This is a genomic window from Motilimonas sp. E26, from assembly GCF_021278025.1.
In the GTDB taxonomy this organism is placed as follows: Bacteria; Pseudomonadota; Gammaproteobacteria; order Enterobacterales; family CBDFNC01; genus Motilimonas.
Genome location: NZ_JAIBHJ010000013.1, coordinates 19,567 through 31,875 on the forward strand (window position 1 = coordinate 19,567; position 12,309 = coordinate 31,875).

At 41.3% G+C, this 12,309-nt stretch carries 13 protein-coding genes; 8 read left to right on the forward strand and 5 right to left on the reverse strand.

Features of this window, described 5'->3' with window-relative positions; translation table 11 throughout:
• The first annotated feature begins 42 nt into the window (after nucleotides 1–42).
• Nucleotides 43–930: a LysR substrate-binding domain-containing protein gene (locus K1M91_RS12165; protein ID WP_232802039.1), complete on the forward strand. Its 888-nt coding sequence runs from the start codon at nucleotides 43–45 to the stop codon at nucleotides 928–930.
• Between the two features lie 354 nt (nucleotides 931–1,284).
• Nucleotides 1,285–2,307 (forward strand): acyltransferase, encoded by a 1,023-nt coding sequence (locus K1M91_RS12170; RefSeq protein ID WP_232802040.1) that lies wholly within the window; start codon nucleotides 1,285–1,287, stop codon nucleotides 2,305–2,307.
• Nucleotides 2,308–2,341: 34 nt separating this feature from the next.
• On the opposite strand, the gene asnB is transcribed toward K1M91_RS12170, so the two are convergent.
• Both asnB and K1M91_RS12180 read right to left on the reverse strand, forming a co-directional pair.
• Nucleotides 2,342–4,240, reverse strand: coding sequence for an asparagine synthase (glutamine-hydrolyzing) (gene asnB / locus K1M91_RS12175; protein WP_232802041.1), 1,899 nt, complete (start codon nucleotides 4,238–4,240; stop codon nucleotides 2,342–2,344).
• Nucleotides 4,241–4,456: 216 nt separating this feature from the next.
• Entirely contained in the window at nucleotides 4,457–4,852 is a 396-nt protein-coding gene (locus K1M91_RS12180) for a hypothetical protein (RefSeq protein ID WP_232802042.1), read from the reverse strand.
• 236 nt (nucleotides 4,853–5,088) lie between these two features.
• Here K1M91_RS12180 and K1M91_RS12185 point away from each other — a divergent pair, with 236 nt between their 5' ends.
• Nucleotides 5,089–5,943 carry a TIM44-like domain-containing protein gene (locus K1M91_RS12185; protein ID WP_232802043.1) on the forward strand — a complete coding sequence of 285 codons (855 nt, stop codon included), beginning with the start codon at nucleotides 5,089–5,091 and terminating at the stop codon, nucleotides 5,941–5,943.
• 411 nt (nucleotides 5,944–6,354) lie between these two features.
• Complete coding sequence (locus K1M91_RS12190; protein ID WP_232802044.1) at nucleotides 6,355–7,758, forward strand: hypothetical protein; 1,404 nt, start codon at nucleotides 6,355–6,357, stop codon at nucleotides 7,756–7,758.
• Between the two features lie 6 nt (nucleotides 7,759–7,764).
• On the opposite strand, the gene K1M91_RS12195 is transcribed toward K1M91_RS12190, so the two are convergent.
• Entirely contained in the window at nucleotides 7,765–8,397 is a 633-nt protein-coding gene (locus K1M91_RS12195; protein ID WP_232802045.1) for a hypothetical protein, read from the reverse strand.
• A 181-nt stretch (nucleotides 8,398–8,578) separates the two neighbouring features.
• On the opposite strand from K1M91_RS12195, the gene K1M91_RS12200 reads away from it, so the two are divergent.
• Nucleotides 8,579–8,821: a TIGR02647 family protein gene (locus tag K1M91_RS12200; RefSeq protein ID WP_232802046.1), complete on the forward strand. Its 243-nt coding sequence runs from the start codon at nucleotides 8,579–8,581 to the stop codon at nucleotides 8,819–8,821.
• An 81-nt stretch (nucleotides 8,822–8,902) separates the two neighbouring features.
• On the opposite strand, the gene K1M91_RS12205 is transcribed toward K1M91_RS12200, so the two are convergent.
• The gene (locus K1M91_RS12205; RefSeq protein ID WP_232802047.1) at nucleotides 8,903–9,424 is read right to left on the reverse strand and encodes a DUF3833 domain-containing protein; all 522 of its coding nucleotides are present in this window, start codon (nucleotides 9,422–9,424) and stop codon (nucleotides 8,903–8,905) included.
• Nucleotides 9,424–9,933: a chalcone isomerase family protein gene (locus K1M91_RS12210; RefSeq protein ID WP_232802048.1), complete on the reverse strand. Its 510-nt coding sequence runs from the start codon at nucleotides 9,931–9,933 to the stop codon at nucleotides 9,424–9,426. Before K1M91_RS12210 ends, K1M91_RS12205 begins: the two co-directional genes overlap by 1 nt.
• Before the next feature lie 276 nt (nucleotides 9,934–10,209).
• On the opposite strand from K1M91_RS12210, the gene K1M91_RS12215 reads away from it, so the two are divergent.
• From K1M91_RS12215 to K1M91_RS12225, 3 genes are read left to right on the forward strand one after another with little or no spacing between them, the layout of a single operon-like run.
• A complete protein-coding gene (locus K1M91_RS12215; RefSeq protein WP_232802049.1) occupies nucleotides 10,210–11,184 on the forward strand; it encodes a bifunctional helix-turn-helix transcriptional regulator/GNAT family N-acetyltransferase in 975 nt (324 codons plus the stop codon).
• 3 nt (nucleotides 11,185–11,187) lie between these two features.
• Nucleotides 11,188–11,940, forward strand: a complete 753-nt coding sequence (locus K1M91_RS12220; RefSeq protein ID WP_232802050.1) for an AzlC family ABC transporter permease — start codon at nucleotides 11,188–11,190, stop codon at nucleotides 11,938–11,940.
• A gap of 2 nt (nucleotides 11,941–11,942) precedes the next feature.
• Nucleotides 11,943–12,266, forward strand: a complete 324-nt coding sequence (locus K1M91_RS12225) for an AzlD domain-containing protein (RefSeq protein WP_232802051.1) — start codon at nucleotides 11,943–11,945, stop codon at nucleotides 12,264–12,266.
• The last annotated feature ends 43 nt before the right edge of the window (nucleotides 12,267–12,309 follow it).

The following is a 12,309-nucleotide window of genomic DNA, read 5'->3' on the forward strand; positions in this document are numbered from 1 at the left end:
GTTAAACCAGTTTTACTTATTTACTTTATCATTTTTTCTTATATGAAATTTTCTCTGAAACAAATTGCTATCTTTGATGCCATTGCTGATACCGGCAGTGTCAGTGCGGCTGCTGCCCGTATTGCCATCAGTCAATCTGCCGCCAGCATGTCACTACAACAACTTGAGCAACAGGTTGGTACGCATCTGTTTGATCGTCAAGGTAAGCGCCTCGTGCTGAATTCGTGGGGGCTATGGCTCAGACCCAGAGCGAAAGCACTGTTGCAAGATGTGCATCAAATCGAAATGGGCCTGAATGCTAAGCATTCCTTAAGCGGTAAGTTACAACTTAGTGCTAGCCAAACCGTAGCTGAAAGCTTAATCCCTAAATTGATTAGTAACCTCGACAGCAACTTCCCACAAATTCAAGTTAAGCTACAAGTAAAAAACAGCCAACAAATCATTCAAGATGTGCGCAGCTTTAATATTGATTTGGGTGTGATCGAAGGACGTTGCGACGACAGTAAAATCAATCAAGAACTTTGGTGTGATGATGAACTGATCGTCGTGGCTGCTGCGTCTCACCCATATGCGCGCCAAGATGAAGTGTCATTTAGTCAATTAGAAGCCAGTAAATGGGTTTTGAGAGAGCCCGGCTCTGGCACTCGAGATGTATTTGATGCCGCTATTTTTAGCAAACTTGAGCACCTTGACGTCAGTAAAGAATATGACCACATTCCAACATTAATCGCCCTGATTGCTTCTGGTGAATATATTAGCTGTCTACCTGCACGCAGCTGTGCTGCTGGCATTAAGCAAGGTATGCTGCAAAAATTGAATATTAAGGGCTTAAGCCTAAAACGCCACTTTTCTTTTATTTGGCATAAAGATATGAACGATCATGCACTACGAGACTGCCTGATTAAGGAAGCTAAACGATTAATTAGATGATAATTAAGCGCAAAAACCTTCGCTTACCCCTTAAAATATTGCGCTGTCAACAAGCCAAAACCACGGCACTGTTGGATAGAGCTAGGCTAACAGCATAATCATAACGTTAGGCACTAGCTGCAATGGCGTGCAGCTAGATATTAAACTCGCTTACTTAAATCTTTAACATAAGGTTAATCATTACAGGCTACAGTAATGCGGGTTTACCAACTCATCTATTAAAATGAAAAAATTTTACTTTTAGTGAAATTTTTTCTGTCGTTGGCCTTTCTATGTCGAAGCTGTAAAAAATGAACATTCAGCGACTTGTTAATCGTGAAATCAAATAAAGCGCACTTTAAAAAGGATTTTATTTTGGACTCTATTGCAAAAAAGGAAAGAAATTTCAGCGTTGACACCCTCAGAGGGCTTGCATGTATCCTGCTCATTCTATGTCATGTAATAGGAGTCAATGCATTTAATGGGCTAAAAATAGAAGAAGGTTTTTTACGCCAAATCACCGACTTTCTTGCCTACATTAGAATGCCACTATTTACTTTTCTTTCTGGTTACATTTACGCCTACAGGCCATTTAATGGTGAGTTTAAAGAGTTTATCAGTGGCAAAGCCACTCGCTTAATTATTCCAATGTTTGTTGCTGGCACAAGCTATGCACTAATGCACTCAATAACCAGTGGCGTCGAATATCGTTGGCTATACTTGCATATTTGTCCAGTGAATTTATATTGGTTTGTCGAATCATTGTTTCTGATATTCATGTTTATATCGATACTAGAGTCGATAAGACTGTTGGACAACAAGATTTCATTCTCTTTCTTATTTATTATTTTTTCCACTCTCTATATTTTAGATTTAAAGCTAAAACATAATTTTTTCTCCATTAATGGTGCTATCTACCTACTGCCGTACTTCATGGCGGGGCTTGCATGTTACCGATTCAAACTTAAATTACCAAAACTATATCTCGCTGTACTCCTATCGGTTTCGACTTATGCTCTTTTAGGCGTATTGGATATTTTTGAAAAAGAAGATACAAAAAGCATTATAGGATTAATCATTGGACTTCTCGCATGCTATAGCCTATTAAAATCAGGCTGGAAGAATAAATTCCTTAGCTATATAGGCCACTACTCTTTCAGTATATACCTATACCATATCTTTTTTACTGTGCTATCAAAAAAGGTATTAAACGCACTATCAATAGACAACACATTGTTATTAATAACATCTGGAGTAATTATAGGTATCTCACTCCCTATAATTATTGAAAAATTGGTATCAAGAAACAAATATTCACACTTCCTAGCGTTAGGAGTGTGGAAAAATAAGGTTAAAAACAAAGAAGTGAATTTTGATTGCAAATCAAAAGCCATATAGAAGCCGCTACAGCTGAAACTGTAGCGGTGACAGACTAATTTGGATTATCAGAAATTTTTATTTTTGATAATTCAGTCATCATGTTTTTCGCTACAAACTCCGACACGTCTTCAATGGATTCATTATGAATATTCAATCGTCCCCATATATCCATTGAGGCGATATTTCCTAATGTATAGCTACTTGTATTTTCGCACATAAACTCTAGTTGTTTATTTGATAAGCCAACAAATTCTTGCCAGAAGCCATTTTTAAAAAAATCAGCATTTATACTATTTTCAGATTGAGTATGAACTCGAAATGCGTACTTTTTTCTCTTCACTAATTCTTCGCTCAAACCTTGAATTCCAGCTTGGCGAACAATATGCTTTGATATATGAAAAGGATGACGAATATCACCAAATTTCCAGCTACGTCTGATTTTATGCTTAACTGGTAAGTTTGCTGCAAATTTTAAAATTGATTCATCTAAAAAAGGAAAACGAGATTCTATTGAATTCATCATTCCCATTCGATCATTTCGCCAAAGTAACGCATGCAAGGTTGTCGTCAATAATTTAAGGCTTTGCGCCTGCAATCGGTGCTGTGATTTAGGCAATGCCAAAACCGATTGGTTAATTTTATACTCATCCTCAAGTTGCTCGTAATCTAACTGCATATCATTTAATTGACTTAAATATTTATTTTTTATTGCCTGCTGCTGGGATTGTGAGCCAGGAATTTTAGAATACAGTCGATTAAACCAATTCCATGGAGAATTGATTGCCTGATCAAAAGCAGCCCTCACATGAACAGGGTAACCTAAAAATAATTCATCAGCCCCTTCTCCTGTCAACACAGCTTTCTCACCATTTTTATATGCTAGAGCTGTTAAATTACCAAAAGGAACCGCATGAGGATTAATCGTAACAGGGGCATCGTTGAACCAAGTTGTTTTTACCCAATCACGCAGAAACATTTCAGGCTCAAAATTATAAATATGTAATTGGGTCCCAATTTCACCTACCAATTTTTTTGCATATTCTATTTCGCTATGTCGGCCAGTAACATTTACTGAATATGCCTGCAACTTTGCACCTAACTTCTTCGCTTCCATTGCAATTAAAGATGAATCAATGCCTCCAGACACAAAAGCACCAATCGAAGCATCCGCAACTAACATTTTTTCCACTGAATTGGTAAATAATGATGCGAACTCGTTAGATACTTCATGATCAGATAGCCTATCCAGCTCATTGTAATAGGCTAGATCGACCAAATCAGCAGGATGAAACCAAACATTAGACTCAACGTTTCCAGCAGCATCAAATACCATTGTGGTACCAGGAGTAAGTTGTTTAATACCCTTGAACAAAGTTCTGCTTCGACTACGTTCAGCGTGGCCTGATAATCCAGCAATCACCATTGGGTGATCAACCTTAACATCGACTACATTTTTTATTGATTTTAGTTCAGAGGAAAAGAGGACAGAGTCATTTTTAATCGTATAAAATAATGGTTTTATTCCCAATCTATCTCGGACAAGATAAAGCTTATTTATTTCGTTGTCGAAAAATGCAAATGAGAACATACCTTCTATTTTTTCCAGTGTTTTTTCGACACCAAAATAAATCAAACTGTAAAATAACACTTCAGTATCTGTGCTAGATAAGAAGTTAACATTAAAATTCAATTCAATTTCTTTTCTTATTTTTTGAAAGTTATATATCTCACCATTGTATACCAATGAATACCGATTATTGTAAAAGGGTTGGTGTCCATTCTCAGAAAAGTCAAGTAAGCTCAATCTTGTGTGAGCGAGGCATAATGCCCCAAATGACTTTACAGCTTGATGGTCTGGACCCCGATGATGTAGAGCTGAAGCCATATTTGATACAGTTTGCAGGTCTGCGACTTGATTATGAAATGAAAATTGTCCAGCAATACCACACATAGATTCCCTTCTTATATATAAGTTTAAGTGAGTTAACTAGTGGTAATATAACCGATTGAACCAACATTAGTGAACTATAAAAACATTAATTAGTGCTTCTGGAACGAGCAAGCTGAAGGGAAAAGTAGCTACTTATTATTGGTTAAATAATCATTGATAAATAAAAATGCCACATCCGCTATAGGGTAAACATTAGTTTTGGAAACACGGACAAGTCTAGGCCATGAAATCAAACAAAGTGCCTACTTTTCTTTCTGATCCGCTACTATCAAAACCAAATAGTTCATTGGTTTTGTTGCTAGCAAAATCTTTAATCGCAAATTGCATCGCGCTCACTAACTCGTCCAATTCATTTTGTAATGGTTTTAGTTGCTGTTCTTTATCACCAGCAGCTATTTCGGTACTGTAACGAATATCATTCATCGACTGCTTAACCCTCTGTATACCTTCTAGGATGGTTTCTTGAGTCGCTGGAGTACCGTTGGAATCTTCATTTTCAGCCGCATCTGGCAAGGTCGTCGGCTTATTGGGCTCTTTAACCTCCTCTGCCACTTTATTTTTATCTGGCAAACCGTAAGCCAGACCGGGTTGGTTGTAAGCATTTAGTTTCACGACATCCCCTTTTAACGTCAAAATGTTAACGATTATCAAATTTACTGGCCACAAGTAATAAACAAAGCAAAACCTATGCCAGAGAATATGACTAATAATAAAAAGCTTTAAAATAAAACCCAAAAAAGCACGCTCACCCCGCTTTTTCATTTAAATAACAATCATTGTCGATTGACATATAATGTCGCACAGCTATGATGAGACCACCTCAACCAATTAAAGAAAAAACCCTACAAATGAAAAAGTTTTTTATTATGTTCGCGATGATTTTTGCCGTCGGCTTGGTGAGCAGCCCAGTTGTTGAAGCAAAGAAATTCGGTGGCAGTAAATCAATCGGTAAAAGCCATAAAACGGCCCCAGCACAGCCTGCTGCGCCAAATAAACCGGCGGCAGCACCAGCAGGAACACCTGGTAAAAAAGGCTTAATGGGCGGCATGCTAGGCGGCCTATTAGCGGGTGGCTTACTCGCGGCACTCTTTATGGGTGGTGGTTTTGAGAATATTCAGATTATGGATATTCTGATCATCGCCTTAGTGGCCTTCGTCTTATTTAAAATATTCCGTGCTGTTATGGCATCAAAGGCAGGCGCACAACAACGACCCGCTTACGCCACTGCGAATCAGCAAAACCCAAATCAGTTCCGCCAACAAGCCGAACAAACGGGTTTTGCCAATACTGGCAGCAATGGTTTTGCCCAAGCGGCAACTGATGTCCCATTTGACTTGCCACCGGGATTTGATTTGGCAGGCTTTTTGGAAGGTGCTCGTAGCCACTACAAAACACTACAACAAGCTTGGAATGACAACGACTTAAGCAAGATCCAAGAGTATGTTTCCATTGAACTCTACAACGAGCTAAGCAGCCAACGCCGAGAGTTAGCCGGTGCACAACACACTGAAGTCATGTTTATGGATGCTGAACTAGTACGTGCTACTCATAGCGCGAGCCTAGCGGAAGTCAGTGTTAAGTTCAGCGGTCGCTACCGTGACACGGTGGAAGGCGTAGAAGAAGACATTAAGGAAGTGTGGCACTTAGAGCGCAATGCCGCTCAAGCCGACGCTCCTTGGTTAATCGTGGGTATTGAGCAGTAAATAAAACCAATATACCCAAGATACCTCAAGATGCAGGATTCAGAGCCGCTCATTCTTTTTAGTTTGAGGCAAAAAGACGAAGTAATGGTGCTCCCTTGCGAGGCTTTTTAACGAAAAAATGAACATAATGAGCGGCTCCCAAAGGGTGAGTTTTGTAGGCTGTTATGCTTTGTTGCTGATTTTCAACGTAGGATAACTATGTCTCAAATCAGCGTCGCGCCTAACAGCTTACAAATTCTCGCTGAACAAGTATCTTGAGGTAACTTGGGTATAAATATCAGCCCCTTTGCTTAGCAAAGGGGTTATCGCTTCTCTAACTTCGTGAAACAACCAAACATACTATGCATTAAGCTAAGCTATTATTTAACGCCTTGTTTATAATAAGGGGAGATCCCTACTCAAGGAACCAAGTTGCGCCAAGTTAATATAACAAGTCATGAAAAACTCTCATTTAAACTGAAGCATCAGTTAAACAAAGGTGAACAGCGTCGCCTCGATTTATATTTTTCCCTACCTAAAGAAATGGGCATTAACAGTAATACGCTCTCGGAAACCGAATACTTTAACTCAGCAATCACAGGTCAACGCGCCTACTTTACCCAAGGTTTACATTTACCTTTGTTACATACTCGGTTTGCCAGCCGCATGAAACGCTCTCCTGATGAATACCGAGTTAACCTTAACTTATTTGCCTATCAATACCTGGTCGCCCTAGATACAGATATTGCTGAAGCCTTGATTTTGGAAGACAGTGAGTATACTCATGCCTTTTACGATGCCGCCTTAGTGCTGGCTTCAAACAGCTTAACAATTTTAAAAAAATTGCGTCGTAACGCGCCCAACGATGTAAAGCTCAATGCAATATTTGAAAACGTTGATAATTACCTTTCTTGGTACACCGAACAGTCATTACTCAAAATGCTGGCACAAAAACCACGTCAATCGGATTACAGCCAACAACGTAATGAGTTACTGCAATTTTGTGAGCAAGAAAATAAATACCGTTTAAGCCTTAATTACAATTCCACCTCAACCCTTAACGACCCCAACCGCATCTCAAATAAAATGCGCTTATTACGTCGACTCATTGAGCATGGTGTCGTATTTCGTGAACAAACCACAGCTTTAGGTAGCATCACTCGAAAAGTGGTAACGGGAGTAGCAACCGCCTTGGTGATGACAGTAGTGCTAACACTTATCATCAAAACCCAAGGGGCGCTGAGTGGCATTACTTCAGTGATGATCCTAGTGCTTTCCGTTATCTATGGCGTGCGTGAAGTGTTTAAAGATGATTTCAAAAACATGCTTTGGCGCTGGATCAGACGTGGTAAACCGAAGTGGCTGCGCACCCTGAAAGACACGGTTAACCAAACAGAAATGGCCAAGCAAAAAATTTGGCTCGACTACATCCGCTCACGTAAGTTGCCAAAACAAGCACAAGAGTTGTTAGCAAGACGTCATACCCAAAACCAACAAAGTGCTGAACTACTGCATTACCGCCTAGAAACTCGCGTCGCTAATTCCGAGTTTCAACCTGGCTATGAGTCGTTAGAAGAAACCATCATTTTTAGCTTACGGCCACTGGCGCGTTATTTAGAGCGAGGTCAAGGTAAACTATTCGAACTCAATGGTGAGAAGATTCAAAAAACGGCCATCGAACGACGCTACCAGATAAATGTCATTATCGCCCTCAATCAAGGATTTGCTGATGAGGAATTTGAACGTTATAAGATCACCCTAAACCGCTCTGGCATTATAGATGTAGAGCACGCCGGGACGTATCAAAAACCGGTAGCAAAAGAGCCAGAGCAGTAGGCGGAATTATTTTAGATAATATTCCAATAATTTCATAAACAAAGGTTTAGCTTGATCAAACAGCGGATTCATTTCTACTACGCCAGAGTTTTTCAAATAGCGCCCCACTGTTTGCTGGTTGGGGCGAAACACTAAACTATAGTGATTCTCTCTCTCTTCAATGCCAAATTCATCTTCGCTTAAGTGCACCGTATTGTCAGAGTAAATTTTAAATACGTTGAGAATTTTCTCCATGGTTGGCGACACCAACTCAGCGCGCGCCATGGTGATCCCCTGCGCATTTGAAATAAGCACCTCAAACACGTTAGAACGATAAGCCACTAGCGAATAAAGTTTACGAATTTGACTGCGCGTGGGCGGGTTAGCAGCATGAATTTCACCTTTCAAACAAAAGCGCAGCAAGCGTAGCTCAGCCATTAATGCTATCAAATCAACTTCGTTCCATTGTTTACCCGAGGGCGGACGGCCATATATCACAGATACCGCATCGACATGGTTACGTCTACGATCGGGATACCAACGCTGTAAATTGAGCATTCTACCGTCAGGTAAAATAAAACCCACATCCTTAGCAGAGGTGGACAGACCAAAGTGATCGATGAGTATTTGCGTTTTCTGCTCTGCCGACATGTCATTCATGTTGTGCGCTCATTGGTGAAGAACTCTATTCACGCTATAAAAGCCGAGCCAGAAAAGCAAACTTGCTCACGAATAATTGTGAATAGTCGCGCCTTATCGGCAATATTTGACTTAGCACAGCGTTTTCAACGTCTAAACTGTTTAGTGTGGCGTTAACCCTTTATTCAGTTAAGGAAATCTTATGAAAGGTGCTGAAATAATCTCCGTTGAGCTGGTCAACGATTTAAAAATTCTCTCTTGCTTTAATACTGACAACCACGAACAGGGCATTAAAATTCACAGCGAGTGTTCTCCTGAACTGGCCGTGGCAGCTAAACGATTATTCGACAAAGGTTTAATTACACGCGATGACGGCGGCTACTTAACTGACATTGGTGCCAAAACAGCTGAAAACTTAGAAGCGCTACTTATCTCACTGCGCTAATTATCATTTGCTAACCGATTTCGCACCGCCACTCATTGAGTGGTGGCGTTTTTATTTATCCAACTGATTTAAATGGAATGATTATTTCTTTCTAATCGACAATATCACTTCACCGACATCAAAACCCCACTTCTTAATTTTACTTTTATTAATGATTTCATTGTCTGACACTTGGTACATCCAATCATCAAACTTAACTTGATACACGCTGCCATCCACTTCAATTTCTAGGTCATAAACCCACTTCAAGGCATTACCAGCGCTGGCGCCTTCAGCAGTGCCGATAATATCGCCTGCAGTGCCCGTATATTGGCCATTGCCCAAATCATTAATACGCCAAGTGCGAGTGGTTTTTTCGCCATCATCAAACACAAACCACTCTTCTAAAACCCCTTGATTATTTTGCCAAGTGCCTAGTAACTCCACTGTAAATGTGCGTGTCACCTTGCCTGTTGGCCCAATCACTATGCCAGACGCTTCCAGCTCACCGGTAAAGAAAGCTTGTAAGTCCAGCGTTGGTTGCTTGTCTTGATAGTCACTCAACTGTTGGTTACTACAGGCTAATAGTAAGAAGCTGCTTATTAGTAAAGTAAATGAACGCATTACAGGGCTCCTATCAATTGCTGGCGTAATTCTGGGCGGCTGGTGTTTTCTGACAGCCAAATAGCGAGAAAGGCTGTTGAAAATTCACCATCTTGAACCTTGCCGATGGGTTTATTATTGAAATAAAACATATTGCTGGCATCAGCTTGCACCACAAAAGTCAGCACATCACCACCATTTACATCGGGCCAAATATTATCTAGCTCAAGCAACCAACTTTTTTGTGCTTTTTCATCAATACCAAGGTGCTGCCATTGCTCTTGAGTGGCTTCAATCAGATGCTTTTTATCAATTTGTTTGTGATATTTGATTTGCAGTGCCATAGGAAAGCGATTGGACTGATAGGTGCCCGTTTCACTGTATAAGCTGGCATCATAGAGAGAAAAAAATAGCCACTCCATTTGGCCTGATCCGACTTTTTGCAAACCTTGCACTGGAGATGCGGCTAACGCCTGACAGCTAACGAGCCCTAGCAGTAAAGCTAATCCGACTTGTAATATATGTTTCATCTTTCTCGCCTTGTTCAAACTTCACCATTTAGACAAGGTACGAATGGGCAACAAGCTTAGATCGGATACCGAGCAACTTATTCGCCGATACTTGTTGCCATGTAGAGCTTTGCCGCTGTTCGGTATATTGCGTTATGAAATACCAGCACCAGTGCTATATCAGGAAATGGTCTAATCATTGGCAATGGGCCATAAAAATAGAGTTGTTCTCTCATGTTTGACTTAAAAAATGAAAAGAAATAATATTTACGTAACTGGTTACACAAAAGAAACACGATGATAGATCATATGCAAATACTCGGCAGCCTTTCATTAGGTAGCCGCACTAAACGCTTGTCAGATTTGCTGATGCAACAGGTTGATGCCATTTATCAACAACAAGGGATAGCGCTTAACCCAAGTTATTTTCCGCTGTTTACCTTGATTAACAATGAAGGCCCTGTCAGCGTTACTCAAGCCGCACAGCGCTTATCCGTCAGCCACCCTGCTATCAGTAAAATGACACAAAAAATGATCAAAGAAGGCTTGTTACACAAACAACCACACCCGAGTGATCAACGGGTAACAGTCGTGGCCTTTACCGAAAAGTCACTGAAAATTAGTCAGCAGGCGCAGCCCATTTGGCAACAAATTCAATGGCAGTTAGAGCAAATCATGCAGCAACAGCAGCATCCGTTATTAGCAGCGATCGATGAGTTTGAGCAGTTGCTGGCACAACAAAGCTTAACCGAGCGAGTGGTAACGCAATTGCCAGCACCGCAAGATGCAATAACCATAGAGCCGTGGCAAACCGAATACAAACACGACTTCACCGAGCTTAATCTGGCTTGGCTAAATCAGTATTTCAATGGCGAATTAACCGCGATTGATCAGCAAGCCCTTTATCACCCCGAACAATATTATTTGGCCAGTGGCGGCTATATTTTCTTTGCTCGCCAAGGCCATCGTATAGTTGGCACCCTCGCCTTACGACTTCATGATCAACAGACCATGGAAATATCCAAAATGGCAGTGCAACCGAACCAGCAAGGTAAAGGCATTGGCCGTCAACTAATGCTGACCGCGATTAATAAAGCGCAACAATTAGCCATGACACAAGTATTTCTAGAAACTAACTCGGCGCTTACGCGGGCCATGGCCTTATATCAACACCTCGGCTTTCAAGTCGTGCCACATCCGCAAGGACAGTCAAGTTACCCTCGTGCCGATCGTTATATGACGTTAGCACTCAATACCTCAAGTAAGGATTAAGCCATGGCAACGACCAACACACTTGAATTACACATGCTACGCTGGCGCGAATTTAACGCCGGAGCAGTAGCAACCTTACCTTTGATTTTAGGTGCGATCCCCTTTGGCATATTATTCGGCACCCTCGCCCCCGCCAGCGGCCTATCCATTGCCGCCACCATGGCAATGTCGATCATCGTCTTTGCAGGCTCAGCACAATTTATTGCCCTAGGCTTGATTGCCGCAGGAGCCAGCCCAAGCATTATTATTTTCACCACCTTAGTGGTTAATTTACGTCATTTACTTTATGCCACAGCTTTAGTTGAGCAAGTTAAACACCTGCCGCTACCCGTGCGCGCTATCATGGCGTTTGGCTTAACCGACGAAACCTTTGCCGCCGTCAGCCGCCGCTACCAAGGCGATAATATTAAACAAGCACATTGGTTCTACTTAGGCTCAATGTCAGCCATGTACGGTAACTGGGTTTTATGCACAGTGATCGGTATTGCTTTGGGCAGTGCCATTCCTAATATCACTGACTGGGGACTCGACTTCGCCATGTCTGTCACCTTTATTGGCATGGTCGTGCCTTACCTAAACAGCAAAGCGATGATCAGTGCGGTATTAGTGGCTGCAGGTATGTCACTGCAATTTGCTCACCTACCCAATAAAGTTGGCCTGTTGATCGCCGCCCTTGCTGGCATCAGCGTTGGTTATTTGGTGGCGAAATATTTCCCCCTTGCGAATGCCACAGCTACGGCTAATAAAGGAGTTTAATCATGATGATACAACAAGAAGCTTGGTTAATCGGTGGCATGTTTGCGGTCACTTTCTTAATTCGCTTTATCATGTTTGCGATGGCGGGTAACTTACGCTTACCTGCCCCTTTACAACAAGCCTTAAGTTATGTGCCACCTGCTGTGTTAACCGCCATTATTGTGCCCAGCGTGGTGCTGCCTCATGGCACGGTTGAGCTAAGCTTTAGCAACAGTTACTTGGTCGCTGGGGTGGTGTCGTTTTTTGTTGCCCTCATCAGCCGTAACCTGCTGTTAACCATAGGCCTGGGCATGGCATTTTTTATGGTTTATCACCACTTGATCTAAACATGGCTAGATTAAGTAACACATGAACTTAACTTATATCTTA